At 43.6% G+C, this 20,145-nt stretch carries 18 protein-coding genes; 3 read left to right on the top strand and 15 right to left on the bottom strand.

The window, feature by feature from the left end; genetic code table 11:
- Positions 1-84: 84 nt before the first annotated feature.
- Complete coding sequence (gene dspB, locus A3CS_RS0100395) at positions 85-1,230, top strand: glycoside hydrolase dispersin B (RefSeq protein WP_005546617.1); 1,146 nt, start codon at positions 85-87, stop codon at positions 1,228-1,230.
- A gap of 89 nt (positions 1,231-1,319) precedes the next feature.
- Here dspB and apbC read toward each other — a convergent pair whose 3' ends face one another.
- On the bottom strand, positions 1,320-2,432 hold the full coding sequence (gene apbC, locus A3CS_RS0100390; protein WP_005574220.1) for an iron-sulfur cluster carrier protein ApbC: 1,113 nt from the start codon (positions 2,430-2,432) through the stop codon (positions 1,320-1,322).
- Between the two features lie 172 nt (positions 2,433-2,604).
- On the opposite strand from apbC, the gene metG reads away from it, so the two are divergent.
- Positions 2,605-4,665, top strand: coding sequence for a methionine--tRNA ligase (gene metG / locus A3CS_RS0100385; protein ID WP_005546621.1), 2,061 nt, complete (start codon positions 2,605-2,607; stop codon positions 4,663-4,665).
- Between the two features lie 133 nt (positions 4,666-4,798).
- Here metG and iscX read toward each other — a convergent pair whose 3' ends face one another.
- From iscX to trmJ, 9 genes are all read right to left on the bottom strand, one after another.
- Positions 4,799-4,993, bottom strand: a complete 195-nt coding sequence (gene iscX / locus A3CS_RS0100380; RefSeq protein WP_005546623.1) for a Fe-S cluster assembly protein IscX — start codon at positions 4,991-4,993, stop codon at positions 4,799-4,801.
- Complete coding sequence (gene fdx, locus A3CS_RS0100375) at positions 4,993-5,334, bottom strand: ISC system 2Fe-2S type ferredoxin (RefSeq protein WP_005542241.1); 342 nt, start codon at positions 5,332-5,334, stop codon at positions 4,993-4,995. The genes iscX and fdx overlap by 1 nt, the downstream gene beginning before the upstream one ends.
- Before the next feature lie 11 nt (positions 5,335-5,345).
- Complete coding sequence (gene hscA / locus A3CS_RS0100370) at positions 5,346-7,205, bottom strand: Fe-S protein assembly chaperone HscA (protein WP_005546625.1); 1,860 nt, start codon at positions 7,203-7,205, stop codon at positions 5,346-5,348.
- A gap of 20 nt (positions 7,206-7,225) precedes the next feature.
- Positions 7,226-7,747 (bottom strand): Fe-S protein assembly co-chaperone HscB, encoded by a 522-nt coding sequence (gene hscB, locus A3CS_RS0100365; protein WP_005546627.1) that lies wholly within the window; start codon positions 7,745-7,747, stop codon positions 7,226-7,228.
- Positions 7,748-7,758: 11 nt separating this feature from the next.
- Positions 7,759-8,082, bottom strand: coding sequence for an iron-sulfur cluster assembly protein IscA (gene iscA / locus A3CS_RS0100360; RefSeq protein WP_005546629.1), 324 nt, complete (start codon positions 8,080-8,082; stop codon positions 7,759-7,761).
- A gap of 131 nt (positions 8,083-8,213) precedes the next feature.
- Positions 8,214-8,597: a Fe-S cluster assembly scaffold IscU gene (gene iscU / locus A3CS_RS0100355; RefSeq protein WP_005542252.1), complete on the bottom strand. Its 384-nt coding sequence runs from the start codon at positions 8,595-8,597 to the stop codon at positions 8,214-8,216.
- Between the two features lie 59 nt (positions 8,598-8,656).
- Complete coding sequence (locus tag A3CS_RS0100350) at positions 8,657-9,871, bottom strand: IscS subfamily cysteine desulfurase (protein ID WP_019518137.1); 1,215 nt, start codon at positions 9,869-9,871, stop codon at positions 8,657-8,659.
- A gap of 53 nt (positions 9,872-9,924) precedes the next feature.
- Positions 9,925-10,398 (bottom strand): Fe-S cluster assembly transcriptional regulator IscR, encoded by a 474-nt coding sequence (iscR, locus tag A3CS_RS0100345; RefSeq protein WP_005542255.1) that lies wholly within the window; start codon positions 10,396-10,398, stop codon positions 9,925-9,927.
- A 77-nt stretch (positions 10,399-10,475) separates the two neighbouring features.
- Positions 10,476-11,201 (bottom strand): tRNA (cytosine(32)/uridine(32)-2'-O)-methyltransferase TrmJ, encoded by a 726-nt coding sequence (gene trmJ / locus A3CS_RS0100340; RefSeq protein WP_012820929.1) that lies wholly within the window; start codon positions 11,199-11,201, stop codon positions 10,476-10,478.
- Positions 11,202-11,351: 150 nt separating this feature from the next.
- Here trmJ and suhB point away from each other — a divergent pair, with 150 nt between their 5' ends.
- Complete coding sequence (gene suhB / locus A3CS_RS0100335; protein WP_005546635.1) at positions 11,352-12,152, top strand: inositol-1-monophosphatase; 801 nt, start codon at positions 11,352-11,354, stop codon at positions 12,150-12,152.
- Positions 12,153-12,155: 3 nt separating this feature from the next.
- Here the strand turns inward: suhB and A3CS_RS0100330 are convergent, their stop codons facing one another.
- The 5 genes from A3CS_RS0100330 to A3CS_RS0100310 form a co-directional block, all read right to left on the bottom strand.
- A complete protein-coding gene (locus A3CS_RS0100330; RefSeq protein WP_019518136.1) occupies positions 12,156-14,324 on the bottom strand; it encodes a hypothetical protein in 2,169 nt (722 codons plus the stop codon).
- Positions 14,325-14,602: 278 nt separating this feature from the next.
- A complete protein-coding gene (gene fbpC / locus A3CS_RS0100325; protein WP_019518135.1) occupies positions 14,603-15,649 on the bottom strand; it encodes a ferric ABC transporter ATP-binding protein in 1,047 nt (348 codons plus the stop codon).
- A 15-nt stretch (positions 15,650-15,664) separates the two neighbouring features.
- Positions 15,665-17,722, bottom strand: coding sequence for an ABC transporter permease (locus tag A3CS_RS0100320; RefSeq protein ID WP_005546639.1), 2,058 nt, complete (start codon positions 17,720-17,722; stop codon positions 15,665-15,667).
- 27 nt (positions 17,723-17,749) lie between these two features.
- On the bottom strand, positions 17,750-18,793 hold the full coding sequence (locus A3CS_RS0100315) for an ABC transporter substrate-binding protein (RefSeq protein ID WP_005546640.1): 1,044 nt from the start codon (positions 18,791-18,793) through the stop codon (positions 17,750-17,752).
- Between the two features lie 161 nt (positions 18,794-18,954).
- Positions 18,955-19,995, bottom strand: coding sequence for an ABC transporter substrate-binding protein (locus A3CS_RS0100310; RefSeq protein WP_005546642.1), 1,041 nt, complete (start codon positions 19,993-19,995; stop codon positions 18,955-18,957).
- Between the last annotated feature and the right edge of the window lie 150 nt (positions 19,996-20,145).

Here is a 20,145-nt window from a genome sequence, read left to right as displayed (position 1 = left end):
GTGTGCTCTGTTTTTTTATATTAATTTAATTATTTAATGAGAGTAAGTTAGCAAAAGGTTACAAAACTTCTACAAGGAATTTTTATGAATTATATTAAGAAAATTATTTTATCTCTTTTCCTACTGGGACTATTTAGCGTGTTGAATTGTTGCGTAAAAGGCAATTCCATATATCCGCAAAAAATAAGTACCAAGCAGACCGGATTAATGCTGGACATCGCCCGACATTTTTATTCACCCGAGGTGATTAAATCCTTTATTGATACCATCAGCCTTTCCGGCGGTAATTTTCTGCACCTGCATTTTTCCGACCATGAAAACTATGCGATAGAAAGCCATTTACTTAATCAACGTGCGGAAAATGCCGTGCAGGGCAAAGACGGTATTTATATTAACCCTTATACCGGAAAGCCATTCTTGAGTTATCGGCAACTTGACGATATCAAAGCCTATGCTAAGGCAAAAGGCATTGAGTTGATTCCCGAGCTTGACAGTCCGAATCACATGACGGCGATCTTTAAACTGGTGCAAAAAGACAGAGGGGTCAAGTATCTTCAAGGATTAAAATCACGCCAGGTAGATGATGAAATTGATATTACTAATGCTGACAGTATTGCCTTTATGCAATCTTTAATGAATGAGGTTATTGATATTTTTGGCGACACGAGTCAGCATTTTCATATTGGTGGCGATGAATTTGGTTATTCTGTGGAAAGTAATCATGAGTTTATTACGTATGCCAATAAACTATCCTACTTTTTAGAGAAAAAGGGGTTGAAAACCCGAATGTGGAATGACGGATTAATTAAAAGTACTTTTGAGCAAATCAACCCGAATATTGAAATTACTTATTGGAGCTATGATGGCGATACGCAGGACAAAAATGAAGCTGCCGAGCGTCGTGATATGCGGGTCAGTTTGCCGGAGTTGCTGGCGAAAGGCTTTACTGTCCTGAACTATAATTCCTATTATCTTTACATTGTTCCGAAAGCTTCACCAACCTTCTCGCAAGATGCCGCCTTTGCCGCCAAAGATGTTATAAAAAATTGGGATCTTGGTGTTTGGGATGGACGAAACACCAAAAACCGCGTACAAAATACTCATGAAATAGCCGGCGCAGCATTATCGATCTGGGGAGAAGATGCAAAAGCGCTGAAAGACGAAACAATTCAGAAAAACACGAAAAGTTTATTGGAAGCGGTGATTCATAAGACGAATGGGGATGAGTGAAAATAGATTGCTAACGCGTGTTCAAAATAAAAGTGCGGTCAATTTAAAAAACATTTTTCAAATCGACCGCACTTTTTATCTATCCCTTCCTAATTCACTTCTCGGAACATAATTTCACTCGGGATTACGGAGCCTTGCCAGTAGAGTTCGCTTGCGACTTTTTCTGCTAATTGTAGGAAGCTGTGGGCGATTTCGCTGTCCGGGGCGGCGATGACGGTCGGTTCGCCGCGATCCAGATCTTGACGGAGGCGGATGTGCAACGGTTGCTGACCCAATACTTTGATGTTGTATTTATCCGCGATGCATTCCGCGCCGCCGGTGCCGAAGATGGCTTCTTGGTGACCGCAGTTGCTACAAATATGCATGGACATATTCTCTACAATGCCCAATACAGGCACGGAAACCCGTTCAAACATGGCGATACCTTTTACCGCATCCAATAACGCAATGTCTTGCGGTGTGGTGACGACCACCGCGCCGGTGACCGGAATTTGTTGGGACAAGGTGAGCTGAATATCGCCGGTGCCCGGAGGCATATCGATGACGAGGTAATCCAAGTCCGGCCATAAAGTTTCTTGTAATAATTGGCTTAAGGCACTGCTTGCCATCGGGCCGCGCCAAATGGTGGCGTTATCTTCGTCCATGAGAAAGCCGATGGAGTTGGCGTATAAACCGTGTGCTTGAATAGGGGTGATGTGTTTGTTGTCCGGCGATGTCGGGCGTTGGTGCGGTGCGCCGAGCATATGCGGAATGGACGGTCCGTAAATATCCGCGTCTAAGATGCCCACGCGTGCACCTTGTAGGTGCAAGGCGATGGCGAGGTTCACGGAAATGGTGGATTTGCCCACGCCGCCTTTGCCGGAGCTCACGGCAATAATGTTCTTCACGCCTTTTACCGCCGGGTGATTGTTGGCGCGTTTTAAGGTGGCGATTTGGTAGTTAAGCTGCCATTTCGCGTTTTTTGCGTCCGCTATCTGTTTTAACGGTGCGGTCAAAGCATTTTTTAAGTCCGCAAAGGCGGTGTTCCATGCAAAAGGCATGGTGATTTCAATGCGTAAGGTGTCGCCGCCTTTTTCAACTTTCTTTAAGGTATTGAGGGAAATGAGATCTTTTTGCAGGGTAGGGTGTTGAAAGTCTTTGAATAACCGAACAATCCGTTTCTTTTGTTGTTCCGTTAAATTTTCTGAAAATAACGTCGCCATAATGTCGTCCTTTCTAATGTAGCAAATTAGTTCGCTATATTTAATCACTCCCGCCTTTATCTGTTAAGTTAAAAATGTCTAAACCATGATTAAACTAGAAAAAATACCCTCAATAAGGTAACATAAGCGCCAATTTTTTCCCTGTTTTTCACGAATTCTTAAGGTTAATATTATGTCGAATAATAAACGTAAAATCCTCGTGACTTGTGCCTTGCCTTATGCCAATGGTCCGATCCATTTAGGGCATATGCTGGAACATATTCAAGCGGATATTTGGGTGCGTTTTCAACGAATGCGCGGCAATGAAATTCACTTTGTTTGTGCCGATGACGCGCATGGCACGCCGATTATGTTAAAAGCCGATCAAATGGGCATCACGCCGGAACAATTGATTGATGATGTGCGCCAAAAACACATGGCGGATTTTGCCGGCTTTAACATCAGTTTTGATAACTACCACTCCACCCATAGCGAAGAAAATCGCGAACTTTCCGAATTAATTTACAACCGCTTGAAAGAAAACGGTTTTATTAAAAGCCGTACCATTTCTCAATTATATGATCCGGAAAAAGGGATGTTTTTGCCCGATCGTTTCGTAAAAGGCACTTGCCCGAAATGTAAATCGCCTGATCAATACGGCGATAACTGTGAAGTGTGCGCGGCAACTTACAGCCCGACGGAATTGATTAGTCCGCGTTCTGTGGTTTCCGGTGCGACGCCGGTGATGAAAGACTCCGAACATTTCTTCTTTGATTTGCCGAGTTTTGAAGCCATGTTGAAAAACTGGCTGGGTTCCGGTTCCTTGCAATCGGAAGTGGTGAATAAAATGCAGGAATGGTTTGAAGCGGGTCTGCAACAGTGGGACATTTCCCGTGACGCGCCGTATTTCGGCTTCCAAATTCCGAATGAGGAAGGCAAATATTTCTATGTGTGGCTGGATGCGCCGATTGGCTATATGGCGTCCTTCAAAAATCTGTGTAAACGCGAAAGCCACATTGATTTTGACGGTTTGTGGCGCAAAGACAGCGACGCGGAACTGTATCATTTCATCGGCAAAGACATTATGTATTTCCACAGCCTGTTCTGGCCGGCAATGCTGGAAGGTGCCGATTTCCGTAAACCGAGCAATATTTTCGTGCACGGCTATGTGACGGTGAACGGTGAGAAAATGTCGAAATCCCGTGGCACTTTCATTCAAGCGGCAACTTATTTGAAGTACTTGGATCCGGAATGTTTGCGCTATTACTACGCGGCGAAACTGAGCAATCGCATTGATGATTTGGATTTGAACTTAGAGGATTTCGTACAGCGCGTGAATACGGATTTGGTGAATAAACTTGTTAATTTGGCTTCCCGTAATGCCGGCTTTATTCAAAAACGTTTCGATGGAAAATTGGCAGCGAGTTTGGACGATCAAGCCTTATTTGATGAATTTATTGCTCAATCGGAACAGATCGCCGCTTATTATGAAAACCGCGAATTCGGCAAAGCCATTCGTGAAATCATGGCGTTAACGGACAAAGCCAATAAATACATTGATGACAAAGTCCCTTGGGTGATTGCCAAAGAAGCAGGCAAAGACGCGGAATTACAAGCGGTTTGCTCTATGGGCATTCAGTTATTCCGCGTGCTTATGGGCTATTTAAAACCGGTGTTGCCGAAACTTGCCGAACGGGCGGAAGCCTTCCTGCAATCTAAATTAACTTGGGCGAATTTGGCGCAACCATTGCTAAATCACCCAATCGCCCCGTTCAAAGCCTTGTTCTCCCGTTTGGACGGCAAACAAATTGAAGCCATGATCGAAGCGTCCAAAGCGGAAAATGCACAGGTCAATGCACCTGCCACGGCGAAAAGTGCGGTCAAAAATACCGGTGAATCTGCGGGCGGCATTGAGCCGATTGCGGAAACTATCACCATTGACGATTTTGCCAAATTGGATTTACGTGTGGCGAAAGTGTTGAAATGCGAAGCCGTGCCGGAATCCAATAAATTATTGCGTTTTGAATTGGATTTAGGCGATCACAAACGCCAAGTGTTCTCCGGTATTAAAGCGGCTTACGACAAACCGGAAGAATTAGAAGGGCGTTTTGTGATTATGGTGGCAAACCTGGCACCGCGCAAAATGAAATTTGGTGTATCCGAAGGCATGATTTTAAGTGCGGGAACGGGCGGTGCCGATTTATTCTTGTTGTCTGCCGACGAAGGCGTGACGGCGGGAATGCAGGTGAAGTAGTCAATAATGACAAATTTATCGGACAGACTTTATGTCTGTCCGATAACCCGATGATATGAAAAGGACAGGCATAAAGCCTATCCTTATAGTTAAAGTCTGCGATTAAAGTGCGGTTGCTTTTCCGAGAGAATTTTTACTCGTACTCTTCCAACCACTTCAGCAAAATGGCTTCTAAAATGGATTCGTTAGATTTTTGCGGATCGTCATCAAAATTGTCCAGCTCACAAATCCAGCGGTGCAGATCGGTAAAACGCACGGTTTTTGGATCCAAGTCCGGGTTATTGTCATACAAGGTTTCGGCAATTTGCTGCGTGTCAGTCCATTTCATTAATGCGCTGCCTCATTTGCGTGGTTGATGTTATATTTCGGAATTTCCACCACTAAATCTTCATCACCGATGATACATTGGCAAGACAAGCGGCTGTCTATTTCCAAGCCCCAGGCTTTGTCTAACATATCTTCTTCCTGGTCGCATGGTTCATTTAATGAATCGCCGCCTTCGCGCACCACCACGTGGCAGGTGGTGCAGGCGCAGGAACCGTCACAGGCGTGGTGAATTTCCACGCCGGCGTTATGGGCGACCTCTAATAAATTGTCACCGGCGGCGGCATCAACCACCATGCCTTCCGGGCAAAACTCTTCATTGGGTAAAAAAATCACTTTTGGCATGCTAAACGTCCTCATTTTCCTACAATATCTTCAACGGATTGACCTGCCAGCGCGGCGCGAATAGATTTATCCATACGGCGTGCGGCAAAGTCCTGCGTTGCCAGATCTAATGCTTTGATTCCTTGCTTGATAGCAATGTAATCTTCTTGTTGTTTTAACTGTTCCAACGAAATAATCGTATTTTTGACCGCACTTAATTCGTCGTCATCTAATAAATCATAATCTTGCGCCAGTGCCGAACGCACGCTTTCCAGTACGCGCTCTGCTTCCACCCGTTGTTCCGCCAATAAGCGCGCTTGAATGTCCTCTTTGGCATTTTCCATGGAGGCCTTCAACATATTGGCGATTTCATCGTCCGTTAAACCGTAAGACGGTTTTACCTGAATGGACGATTGCACGCCGGTGGTTTTTTCCATGGCAGTGACGCTTAATAAACCGTCCGCATCTACCTGATAAGTCACGCGAATATGCGCTGCGCCGGCTGCCATTGGTGGAATGCCGCGCAGGGTGAAACGGGCAAGGGAGCGACAGTCGGTAACCATTTCCCGTTCCCCTTGTACGATATGCACGGACATGGCGGTTTGCCCGTCTTTAAAGGTGGTAAATTCCTGCGCGCGCGCCACCGGAATGGTGGTGTTGCGCGGAATGATTTTTTCCACCAAGCCGCCCATGGTCTCAATGCCGAGGGACAGCGGAATCACATCCAATAACAACAAATCAGAATCCGGTTTGTTACCGGCAAGAATATCCGCTTGAATCGCCGCGCCTAATGCCACTACTTTGTCGGGGTCAATGGAAGTTAGCGGTTGTTTTTGGAAAAACTTACCCACTTGTTCACGCACGTAAGGCACGCGGGTGGAGCCACCCACCATGACCACTTCGTGTACTTCGTCCGCTTCTACGCCGGCGTCTTTTAAGGCGCGACGGCAAGCTAACAGCGAACGTTTGACTAAAGGCTGAATCAGTTCGTTAAATTGTTCGCGGGTGATGTTGCCCAACCAATTGCGGTAATGGATCTGTGTTTCCGTTTCGTGGCTGAGGGTTAATTTAAGTTGATTGGCTAATTCAATGAGTTCGCGGTATTGGCTGTCGTTTTCCGGTTTCATCGCGGATTGTTCGATAATCCAATTCGCCAATAATAAATCGAAATCGTCGCCGCCCAGCGCCGTGTCGCCGCCGGTTGCTAACACTTCAAACACGCCACGGGAAAGGCGTAAAATTGAAATATCAAATGTGCCGCCACCCAAATCATACACCGCAATGACGCCTTCTTGTCCGCTATCCAAACCGTAAGCGATGGCGGCAGCGGTGGGTTCGTTGAGTAAACGTAGTACATTTAATCCGGCGAGTTTTGCCGCGTCTTTGGTGCTTTGGCGTTGTGCGTCGTCAAAATAGGCGGGGACGGTAATCACCGCGCCCACGAGGCTTCCGCCCAAGCGCTGCTCACCAAGTGCGGTCAGTTTTTTCAGTATTTCTGCAGAAATTTCAATGGGGCTGCGGGCGCCTTGTGTGGTTTGCAGTAAAGGCAAGCCGTTTTCGCTGGCAACAAATTGATAAGGTAAATTAGGGTAGCGTTGTTGAATATCTGCCAGGCTGCGACCAATTAAACGTTTGACGGAAATTACGGTATTTTGCGGATCATGCACCGCAAGTTCAGCAGCTTCATAGCCCACGATAATCTTGTCATCGCCGCCAAAATGCACCACGGACGGCAACAACGGGCGATCTTGCCCGTCGAGTAAAATTTCGCTGTGGCCATTGCGCACGGAGGCAATGAGGGAATTGGTGGTGCCGAGATCAATGCCTACCGCCAGTTTATGTTGATGCGGTGCGGCGCTTTGACCGGGCTCTGCAATTTGAAGTAATGCCATGTTATATCTCGATGTTTTTATTATAAATCAAATAGATTTTCTTCAACCCGTTCAATTTCGGCTTGGAGTTTTTTGATAAAACGTAATTTATCCGTAATCGCCCGCGCCGTTTGCCATTGTTGTTCGTTAAGTGCGGTGGATAATTCCGTTAAAATGGCGCCGCGGGTTTGCTGAATTTCTTGGCTGAAAGCGGTTAATTCGTTGGCATTTTTTTGCTGTTCGATATTTTCCAGGGTTTCCCGCCATTCCATTTGCTGCATCAAAAAGGCAATATCATTGGTGCTTTTTTCTTCTACGTTTTCCGTTTCGCCGGTGTTGATGTCGATAATGCTGTCGGCGCGTGCGATGGGATCTTTTAAAATGCGCAGGGCATCATTAATTTCCGCCGATTTTTGAATAGCGAGGCGCTGTTCCTGTGCGGAAGCCGCGGAGAAATTATCCGGATGTAGGGATTTTTGCAGCGCCAGATAACGTTCGTTTAATAACGCCGCATCCACTTGAAACGCAACGGGCAAATCAAATAAAGCAAAGGGATTGTTCATAACTGTCTCAATTATACGTTAAAGCTTTCACCGCAACCGCATTCGTCTTTCACGTTCGGATTAGCGAATTTAAAACCTTCGTTTAAGCCTTCTTTGGTGAAATCCAATTGGGTGCCGTCTAAATACACTAAACTTTTGGTATCGACGATGACTTTCACGCCGTGTTGCTCAAACACCTGATCGTCTTCGTTTAACGCATCCACAAATTCCAGCATATAAGACAAACCGGAACAACCTGAGGTTTTGACGCCTAAGCGCAAGCCGATACCTTTTCCGCGTTTTGCTAAAAATGTTTTCACGCGATCTGCCGCGCTTTCGGTGAGAGTGATAGACATATTTTATTTCTCCAAAACTAACAAATCGGACGATAACCGCGATCTTTCTTAATTTAGAAAAAGACAAAAGTGCGGTGGAATTTTTCGGTGTTTTGAAAAACATACAGAAAAGCGACCGCACTTTTATGTTATTAAGAACCTTTTTTCGCTTTGTAATCGGCAATCGCCGCTTTAATGGCGTCTTCTGCCAAAATAGAGCAGTGAACTTTTACCGGCGGTAATTCAAGTTCTTCGGCAATTTGGCTGTTTTTGATCGCACCCGCTTCTTCCAGGGATTTGCCTTTCACCCATTCGGTGATTAAGGAGCTGGATGCGATGGCGGAACCACAGCCGTAGGTTTTGAATTTCGCATCTTCAATAATGCCGTCGTCGTTGACGCGGATTTGTAACTGCATAACGTCACCACAGGCCGGTGCACCGACCATGCCGGTGCCGACGGCGCTGTCTTTTCTATCCATTGAACCGACGTTGCGTGGGTTTTCGTAATGATCGATAACTTTGTTACTGTATGTCATTTTTCTGTTCCTTTCCTAAAATAATGTGGCTAATCAGGCGGCTTCCATCGCCCGTCGAATTAGTGGGCTGACCACTCAATGGTGTTTAAATCAATGCCTTCTTTGAACATATCCCAAAGCGGGGATAATTCACGCAATTTTTCTACCGCACCTTTCATCAGGCTTACGGTATAGTCGATTTCTTCTTCCGTGGTGAAACGACCTAAGGTGAAACGAATAGAACTGTGTGCTAATTCGTCGTTACGACCTAATGCACGTAGGATATAAGACGGCTCCAGGCTGGCGGAAGTACAAGCGGAACCGGAGGAAACCGCGATGTCACGCAACGCCATTATTAATGATTCACCTTCTACATAGTTGAAACTGATGTTCAGGTTATTGGCGACGCGGTGTTCCATAGAACCGTTCACATAGGTTTCTTCGATGTTTTTTAAGCCGTTGTACAGGCGATCGCGAAGGGCTTTAATGCGAGGAATTTCCGTTGCCATTTCTTCTTTAGCAATCCGATAAGCTTCGCCCATGCCGACGATTTGGTGTACCGGTAAGGTACCGGAACGCATACCGCGTTCGTGTCCGCCGCCGTGAATAATGGCTTCTAAACGAATGCGTGGTTTCCGACGCACATATAAGGCGCCGATGCCTTTTGGTCCGTATAATTTGTGGCCGGACATGGACATTAAATCCACCGGCAATTCGGCAAGATTAATTTCCACTTTGCCAACGCTTTGGGTTGCATCTACATGGAAAATAGTTTTGTTGGCGCGGCACAGTTCACCGATAGCCTTGATGTCTTGAATCACGCCGATTTCGTTATTGACGTGCATGATTGAAGCTAAAATGGTGTCCGGGCGTAATGCCGCTTTGAATTTTTCCAAATCGATTAAACCGTCGGATTCCGGTTCCAAGTAAGTGACTTCAAAGCCTTCGCGCTCCAATTGACGGCAGGTATCGAGCACTGCTTTATGCTCGGTTTTGCAAGTGATAATGTGCTTACCTTTGGTTTGATAAAAATGCGCAGCGCCTTTAATGGCGAGGTTGTCGGATTCCGTTGCTCCGGAGGTAAACACGATTTCACGGGAATCGGCACCGATTAAATCGGCAATTTGATTACGGGCAACGTCGACCGCTTCTTCCGCTTGCCAGCCGAATTTGTGCGAACGGGAAGCAGGGTTACCGAAAACACCGTTGATGGTTAAATATTCCATCATTTTTTTTGCTACACGTTTATCTACCGGACAGGTTGCCGCATAATCTAAATAAATGGGTAGTTTCATTATTCACTCCTAAATAGTTATAATTTGACCGTACCTAGCTATTTGGTGGGTCATTAGCCGTTTACCACGACTAAATTTTCAAAATTCTGATTTTTATTAGGGGAGGCAACGCCCTGTTGTCTGCCTTTTTGTTGGAGTACTAATTCTTCCAAGGTAATTTCACTTAAGAAATCTTCAATGCGTTGACTCAATTTTTCCCATAAGGAATGGGTTAGGCATTCGGAACCGTTGCTACAGTTGCCATGTCCAAGGCAAGCTGTCGTTTCAATATTTTCGTTGACGGCAGTAATAATCATCGCAATGGAAATCTCACTTGGTGCAAAGCCCAATTTGTAACCGCCGCCCGGTCCGCGCACGCTTTTCACCACATTGTGCCGACGCAGTTTGGCAAACAATTGTTCTAAGTAAGATAAAGAAATATGTTGTCGTTCGGAAATATCAGACAAGCTCACAGGACCATCATTGGCATAAAGAGCAATGTCTAAAATTGCGGTTACCGCATAACGACCTTTGGAAGTTAATTTCATGTTTTTGTGTTCCTAATAAAATTATGAATGCGAAAAATCTTTACATTGTTGACTTATTTAGTCAACTATTATCCCTGTCAAGATTTAAGTTTTTTTTCTACCGCACTTAACATACCAAGCAGAATGTTTAATTCTGTTTTTTCTATCCCTGCACGGTTGTATAAACGTCTTAGCCTTTGCATAACGCCCTGATTCTGAATGAACCCAACAGAACGATAAAGCTGCTCCGTATGGCTAAAAAAATATTCTAATTCCTCCATCTGCGGGTAAATATTCGCGTTATTGCGGATATTTTGGGAAGGTGATGCAATCGTTTGAGTCAAATATGCCATTCTGACTTCATAAGCGATTAATTGCACCGCCATGGCAAGATTAAGTGAGGTATAATCGGGATTAGCGGGAATAGTCACATGATAGTGGCATTTGAGTAATTCTTCATTAGTTAAGCCGACGCGTTCGCGCCCGAACACAATGGCGACTTTCCCGTTTGTTGCGTAAGCAACGGCTTTTTTGCCGCACTCACGCGGTTCAATAAGCGAATTCTGCAAATGGCGCAATCTTGCGCTGGTACCGATGACTAAAGAGCAATCGGCGACCGCTTGTGAAAAGCTTTCCGCTGTGACCGCACTTTTCACCACATCTTCCGCACCGGCGGCAAGGGCGATAGCCTGATCATCCTCGCTTTGTTTCGGCGCGACTAACACTAAATCCGTTAATCCCATTGTCTTCATTGCCCGTGCAGCAGAACCGATGTTGCCGCTGTGTGAGGTTTCAATTAAAACAATCCGAATATTTTTTAACATTATTTTTACTACATGATTTAATATATTAGCTATTCTAACATAATACCCTTTATTTTTAGTCAACAATTCTAGAGATTTTTCTGATAGCTATTTCCTTATAAACTGCTTATAATTTGAGATCCGATTGTTCTTTAAAATCTGGTGGAATTTATGAATCCAATGTTAAATATCGCGATTCGTGCAGCACGAAAAGCGGGCAATATTATTGCGAAAAACTATGAGCGTCGTGACGATATCGAAACGATGGAAAAAAGTAAAAATGATTATGTGACGAATGTTGATAAAGCGTCTGAAGCAGCGATTATCGAAGTCATCAAAAAATCCTATCCGGAACATACCATCATTACCGAGGAAAGTGGTGCACTGGAAGGGAGCGATAATGACGTGCAATGGGTGATTGATCCGCTGGATGGCACCACCAATTTCGTGAAAGGCTTACCGCATTTTGCCGTTTCTATTGCCATTCGTGTTAAAGGCCGCACCGAAGTGGGCGTGGTTTATGATCCAATCCTTAACGAACTTTTCACTGCCGTGCGTGGCGAAGGCGCAAAATTAAACGAATTACGTTTACGCGTTGAAAACAAACGCGATTTAAACGGCGCTATTTTAGCCACCGGTTTTCCGTTCAAACAAACCAAATATATGTCGATGCAATTCAACATGATGCAAAGCCTGATTGCCGACGTGGCGGATTTCCGTCGTGCAGGCTCCGCTGCGTTGGATCTTTGCTATGTTGCGGCAGGTCGCGTCGATGGCTATTTTGAGTACGGTATCAAAGCTTGGGATGTGGCGGCAGGCGATTTAATCGTGCGTGAAGCGGGCGGCATCGTCACCGACTACAACGCCGGTCATGCCTATTTGAAATGCGGTCATATCGTGGCAGCCGCTCCGCGGGTTTTAAAAGAAATCCTCGGCAAAATCCAACCTGCTGTTGCCGACGACTTAAAATAAGATTTAAAACGACCGCACTTCAAATAAAGTGCGGTCGTTTTCTTTGGTGTTTTTAGTTGTTCGGTTGTTCGGTTTTTCGATTTGATTTGGTTGAACTGCTTCTTGTTTTTCACCCTCTGATTGAGGCGGTATTTCCACTTGCGGTTTTACTTCCTCCGCTTCCTCTTGCGGTTCAACTTCTTCCGTTTGTTTTAATATTTCCTGCCGGATTTCTTCCTCGGTTTTGCCGTTAATAAACGTGCCTTTGTCGGTTTTTTCCAGTTTAATTACGTAATTATCCTTGTCTTCCAGGAACAACGGCGAAAGTGTGTCTTCCGGTTTTATTTCCATTTGAAGTTGTTGCCAGAATGGCGAGTCATTTTTGATTTTTAGGCTTTGCTCATTGGTATCGTCGATTAAGCCCTTATTAAGGGTGATACTGAGTGAGCCTCTGAGGTTTTGGTCGAGTGTATCCAATGGTGTTTGGTTATCTTGTTGTGATTTAATCGCGCCGTTGATATCCAGTTTAAGCGGATAGGCTTTGGTACCAGGATAGGTGTTCAAATTCAGCGTAATTGTTGAGTTGTCTATGCTTAAATCTAATCCTTTCCATTGGTTTTCAATATATTTTTCTATGGTTTCTGAGGTGAAATAGGCAGAACACAGTGGCGCTGCCAGACCGGAACAAAATTGCGCTTCTGCCAGTTTCGGGTAATTGTTGACGGTAAGTGGAAGACTGACGGCAAGATCTTCAATTTGTATTTGTGCTTCAGGTAGTGCCAGTTTTTGCATGGAAAGTGTGGATGCGCCGCGATATTGATGGTTTTCTTCCATTGATTGGCTTTTTACGGATAAGTTCTCAGACACAACATTGCCATAATTGAATGATTGCAATGCAATTTCCGCGTTGCTATTGCCACCGGATTCTTTTGCCCATTTCTCTTTCAATTTTAACAAGACTTTGTTGTCTTCTTTCGGTGGGGTTTTTACCGTGAAGGAATCCAGATAAAAAGGAATGAATGCTAACTCATTTTCCAAGTTGTAATTTTCCAAGTGATAGATAATTTTGGCGCCTTTCGCCTGCCATTGCTTGTTTTGATCTTCCGGTGTTTGTTTGACGTTACCGACATTAAGTTGCAGATTAATATCTGCATTGTCGAGATGACGATTGTCCATTTTGAGGCTGAAGGTCGTGTCATTCAAATTGAAATAAGGTTTTTGATTTTTCGGGGCTTCAACGGATTTTACGGTAAGCGAACCTTTGAGCTCTTCATTTTGGGTCAACACGGCAACCAAAAAATTGACGGCATTTTTTATGCCTTGGTTATCATTGGTGAGTTTTTTAAATTCATCGGCAAAATCGACCGCACTTTTCACGCCTTGTTGGGTGAGATTGAGGGATAATCCGTTAATGGTGGTCTGGCTTTCTTCTGTGGGGCGTTCTTTGTTGGCAACGCGGAGGATATCACTGCTGAATTTGGTGGTTAAATCGCGCTGTTGTGCTTCTTCGTTTTTCTTAATATCAAACTGATATTTCGCACTTTTAAGCTGAATTTTAGTATTTTCACCGTTCATTAAATTTAATTCGGCATTTTTTATGTTAAGTTCAATGGAGGAAATATCATATTGATTATCACCCACAGGTACGAAATGAAACTGCCCGTTAATTTGTTCCAGTTTGCTGTTTTTATCGTAATTGAAGCCGCTTAAATCGGTTTTAATGTTGACATCTTTGTTTTCTGCGTTGAAATTTAGGGTAACGGCAAGGTTTTGTGATTTATTGGTGAAGTCACGGAATCCGGTTAACACATACGATTGCAGGTAATCTCCCATCGGCGAGAATTTACTGTTAATGGTATTTTTATCAATAGTGATGTTGAGATTTTTGTTTAATTGGTGCACCAGTTGATCGGACAGTTTGGATTCCGCTGTGATAAAAAACGGGAGAGCAGTAAGCTTGGCAGAAATCACATCGGTGGTTTTGCCATCAGGATTTTCAAGGCTAAAGGTTAAATGGCGGCTGAAAAAATTGTTATTCGTTTCGGTTACATTGAGGCGAAGTTGATTATCCAAGGAATAAGGGAATTTTTGTAGCACCTGCTCCACTTGTTGATTGGTGTAAATTTGTGCACCGCTACCGATAGCAACGATGATAGCGGCAAGTGTTAACGTGACTTTTCTTTTTTTGCTCATGTTGTCCTCAAGTTTGAATTTTATCGGTTCCCCAAAGGGGAACACCTATACCCAACCATAGGTAATTTATTACCTATGGCAGTTTCTAAAACGTCGTAAATGATTACTCATAAATCACAAAAAGTGATTTATTCGCCCCTATGGGGCCGCTGGCAGAGCCAACGTTCAAAAAACGTTGTTTTTTGTGCCCGCACTTAAGGCTTGTGTGCTCATTAAAACACACAAGCCCTAATCTTTTGAATACAAAGTGCGGTTAAAATTTCAATTATTTTTTAATTTTATTCATTTTTTAACAGGAAAACCCCTTGTTCGGAAAGTTGAATATAAGCTTCCTGCAATGTCGGGTTGAAGTGTTCCGGGCGGCTGTTAATCAACAAATCTTTGCCATGCCATTGCGCCACCACTTCCCAATGGTTACCCATGTACACCGCACTTTTAATGGTGCAACGTTGGGCTTCGCTGCCGGTTTCGGAAAGATAAACCGCTTCCGGACGAATCCCCACCAGGCAATCACTATCTGCCAAATGAAATTGTGCAGCGTCTTTCAGGGTTAACTCATAGCCGTCAATATTGACGGTGTTACCTTGCAATTTTGCCGGGAAAATGCTGGATTCACCCATGAAGTTGGCAAGAAATAGCGAGTTCGGGCGTTGATAAAGATCTTTCGCCGACGCTTTTTGCATAATTTTGCCTTTGTTCATTACGATAACTTCATCAGACACCGCGAAGGCCTCCGTTTGGTCGTGGGTCACATAAAGCGACGTGATGCCGAGACTTTGTTGTAATTCACGGATTTTTTCACGCATAGCGCGACGTAAGTTGGCATCCAGGTTACTTAGCGGCTCATCGAACAATAACACTTTTGGTTTGAGCACAAGCGCACGGGCAAGTGCCACACGTTGCTGTTGACCGCCTGAGATCTGATCCACATAGCGCTCTTCAAACCCGGCTAGATCCACCAATTCCAAGGCTTCTTTCACCCGCTGTTTACGTTCTTCTTTGCTCACGTTTTGCATACGCAAGCCGTAGCCCACGTTATCGCCGATGCTCATGTGCGGGAATAAGGCGTAGGACTGGAACACAATACAAATATCGCGGTTTTGAATGGAGGATTTGGTGACGTCTTCGCCGTCAATAAAAATTTGACCGGATGTCGGGTTTTCCAAGCCTGCAACCAAGCGTAAAACTGTAGTTTTACCGCAACCGGACGGACCGAGCAGGGTGACCATGGTGCCACGTTTAATGGTTAAATCCAAATTATCAATGACGACGGATTCGCCGAAAGATTTGGTGATATTTTTTAATACTAAGAAATCATTGTTCATATTTTTACCTACAACTTAATTCATTTTTTTCGCTTTGGAACGGGAAATGCGGGTGTCACCGACAATCCAGTCGAAGAATAAAATAATCGCCATCATTACCACGATTAAGAGGGAACCATATGCTATCGCGATACCATACTCGCCGTCTTCTACGCGGTTTAAGATATATGAGGTAGCTACCCTGGTATCTGCAGTAACTAAGAAGACAATCGCACTAACAGTTGTCATTGCACGAACAAAGCTTGTTACTAACGCAGATAGCAGCGCCGGTTTTAATAGCGGGAAAACAATAAAACAAATTGTTTTGAATGAGCTGCCTTTAAGAGATAAAGAGGCTTCATCTAATGATTTGTCTAATTGCCCTAAACCTGCAATTGCAGCACGCATACCTACAGGCATATTACGCATGATCATTGATAGAATAACAATGAGGCTGGTACCTGTAATGTAAATAGGCGCGTCATTAAAGGCAAGAATATAAGATACACCGGCTACCGTGCCCGGTACGGCAAAGCAAAGCAAAGTGAGAAACTCTAATGTTTTCTTACCTTTAAATTCTCTTCGTACAGTAATGTATGCAATTAATAAACCAAACAATGCAGTGATCGGTGCAGCTGTAGCTGCGAAGATAACGGTTTGAATCAATGATGGCCATGCTCCATCGCTGAAGCCTTGTCCAAATAAGGTAATGTAATTTTTCAGTGTTAGAGTGTAGTTTACACCCCAGTTTACGGTGAAACTACCGTAGAAAATACTACCGTACAATAATATGTTAAATACTACCCAACCCCCTAAAATAAAGGTAATGGCGTATTTCATTGTGGTTGGTAATTCTTGTACATCACCTCGATAAGATTTACCTGATACAGTTGTATAGGAACGATTGCCTATCCACCAATATTGGATGATAAAGATACCTAAAGAAAAGACTAACAATATTGTACCCAAGGTACTTGCAGAGGCGTAGTCCAGTTGGGAACCGGCTATATAGAAATAAATTTGTGATGATATAACATCAAAACTACCACCTAAAACTAATGGTGTACTAAAGTCAGCGATAGACTGGATCGCAACGACTAAGAATGAATTAGCTAATGCCGGTTTCAATAATGGGAAAATAATATTAAAGAAAGTTTGATAGCGATTAGCTCTTAACGTATAGGAAGCTTCCTCAATAGATGGATGAATAGACTTTAATGCCCCTTCTAAGATCATAAAAGACATTGGTGTTAATGCAAGAGTATGGGCAATAACAATACCTGTGAACCCATATAACCAATTACTATCAAATCCCAAGTATTCGACTAGATACCGGGTAATGTAACCGGAGCGTCCTAACATTAGAGTTACCCCTAATCCAACTACAAATGGTGGGGTGACAATAGGTAATATAGAGAATATTTTACCTATTACGGCACTACGTTTGGCAATTCTTGTTGTGTATAACGCGAATATCAAACCAAATGCTGTAGCGAGTACGCCTATTGTGCCGGCAACAGACAGTGAGTTTAGGATGATTCTGACAACATAAGGCTGCTTTATAATATCTATGACTTGCCCGGGAACAAAATCTGTCCCTTTATAGAACATTGACATAAAGATCGCCAATGTTGGATAAACGATAAAAAAGAATATTAATAGGACAATGCTAATTAAAGAGCCAATGATGAATTTATCACTTTGCATGACTTTCATTTTGGCAAGTGCATTCGTAGAAACTCCGATTAGTGCTATGGTGAGAACAAAAATAGAATAGCCCAAACTGATTTTTGCAATTGTGGCTGAGACCATCACAAATCCAAAAATTATACAGGATAAAATGAACTCTATTTTTCCCTGATACACAGCTCCTTTCTGTTTACATAGACGAGAAAATATAGGAATAAGGAATAATGAACCAAACCATAGCCAACTTAAATTAGGTTGACTCCACCCCATTGCGGCAAGTATTTCATCCGAAGTGGAATCCGATATTCCGTAATATAATGCCAATGATGGCAGGAAAATAAAGCCTGCCATTGCTAACATTACCCAAAAGAGATTGGAATTGAGAAAATTATACTGCTTTCTCATAAAGCCTCCGTTTCCAGGTTTACAATTTTATTTATTTAATTTGACTTCATGTACCCAACGATCAATCAAACGACTCCGTACATCGGAAGAACCAAATTTATCAAAATCATATTTAATTAAATTCAATTCATTTGATTTTAATGCGTAAGGAGAACCCTCGGCATTTATATTGGTTAAAATATGGTGAGATTGTCCTGTTTTCCAAGAGAGTTCTTGAGACTCTTTAGACATAGCCCAGTCAACAAATAATTGAGCATTTTTTAAATTACGGGCGTTTTTAATAATGCTTACACCGCCTAGCTCGTAACCGGTACTTTCGCAAGGTACGATGACTTCAATTGGCGCGCCATTTTGTTTTTCAAAAGAATAATTTTGTAAGAATCCAATTCCTACTGTGGTTTCCCCACGGGCTAAATTATGTGCGGGAGCCGTCCCTGCTTTTGGATACTGAGAAATATTTTTATCAAGATCTTTTAAATAGTTAAATGCAGCATCTTCGCCCCAAAGTTGAACAAAAGTGGCAATAGCAGTATATGCGGTTCCTGCGCTTTGAGGATCTGAAATTTGAATTTCATTTTTGAATCTTGGATCTAATAAATCTTTCCAACATTTTGGAACATCAGTAATACCAAGTTTCTTTAATTTCTCTGTATTAACACCAAAACCCAGAACTCCCATATAAACAACAGAGCTATAGTTGCCTTTACGGCGCCCCGGGTCTTTGAATTCCGGCATAACTTCCTTCAATAAAGGAGATTGATATGCTGTTAATAAATCCATTTCAGCTGCCTGTGAGTGGGGATCAAACGTTCCGCCATACCATACATCGGCTTGTGGATTATTGGTTTCTGCTTTTATTTTGGCTAGGGTGCTTCCTGAACTATTACGGATAAAAGTGGCATTTACATCGTATTTTTTAGCAAAAGCTTGGACCTGAGTTTCACACACTGAATTCTGCGCACTGCAATAGACGACTAATCGCCCTTCAGCGAGGGCATTAGTTGAGAAAAAAATGCCACTAAGTACGGTTGCAGATGCGGATACTGTTAATGCGATTTTCGAGAGTTTCATTTGAACACTCCTGTGTTTTTTATTTTATGATGGCGTGCGTCTCCTGACGCGTGTCCTCGGGATAGTGATAAGCGTGTGTCAGGAGACGCACTATCAAACTGCCCCTACGAATAAAAGTGCGGTTAAAAAAACACATGGATTTTTAACCGCACTTTTCAGCGCTATTTCGCTAATTTTACCTCTTGTACCCATTTTTCAATCAGGGCTTTTCGTTGTTCGCTGGCGCCGTATTTTTCAAAGTCGTAATTAATAAGGTTGAGTTTGTTCGGGTCAAACGCTGTTGGAGATTGTTCTGCGGTGGTGTTAGTTAGAATTTGTAAGGAATCCCCTTGTTTCCATGCCAATTCCTGCCCTTCTTTGGATAACGCCCAATCCACGAACAATTTGGCATTGTCGAGGTTGCGCGCGCCTTTCAAGATGCTCACGCCGCCTAATTCATAACCGGTGCCTTCACACGGAACCACCAATTCCAACGGTGCACCTTGGCGCTTTTCCAGAGCATAATCGTGTAAGAAACCGATTCCTACTGCGGTTTCGCCACGGGCGGCGTTACGGGATGGGGTGACGCCGGATTTGGTGTATTGGGAAACGTTCGGATGTAAGGCTTTTAAAAAATCAAAGGCTTGTTCTGTGCCCCACAATTGTACGAAAGTAGCTAACGCAGTGTAAGCAGTACCTGCGCTTTGCGGATCGGCAATTTGTACTTCACCTTTAAAACGTGGATCCGTTAGGTCTTTCCAGCATTTCGGTATGTCTTTAATACCTAACTTTGCAAGACGTTCGGTGTTCACACCGAAGCCCAAAATCCCCATGTAAATGGCGGAGACGTAGTGACCTTTGGTTTTTGCCGGATCGCGGAAGCGTTCTATGATTTCGTCAATGTGTTTGGATTGATAAGGCTCAATCAAACCGAGTTCGGCAGCTTGTGCTTGCGGATCGAAAGTACCGCCGAACCAAACATCTGCTTGCGGGTTATTTTTTTCTGCTTCCACTTTGGCGAAGGTGCTGCCGGAACCGTTGCGGATGAAGGAGGTTTTTACATCATATTTTTCGCTAAAGGCTTTGGTAGTGGTTTCACATAAAATGTTCGTTGCACTACAGTACACCACCAAGCGCCCTTTGGCGGTTGCCGCTTGTGAGGCGAGTAATCCGCCGGCTAAAAGTGCGGTGGAAATGGCGAGAGAAAGTGATTTTAATTTCATACGAATAACCTCTTTAATTGTCCATGAGATATAAAAATTTAATGCCAACCTGCGTTGGCATTTTGTTTTAGGTTATGAAGAATATTAACGAAATTTTTTCAGAATTAATGTGATAATTCTCACAAAAACAATAATTTTATGGAGTGAATT

Origin of the sequence: Aggregatibacter actinomycetemcomitans DSM 8324 (assembly GCF_000372365.1) — a bacterium.
In the GTDB taxonomy this organism is placed as follows: Bacteria; Pseudomonadota; Gammaproteobacteria; order Enterobacterales; family Pasteurellaceae; genus Aggregatibacter; species Aggregatibacter actinomycetemcomitans.
The sequence above is the reverse complement of the archived record's forward strand: the minus strand, read 5'-3'. Positions and strand labels throughout refer to the sequence as shown.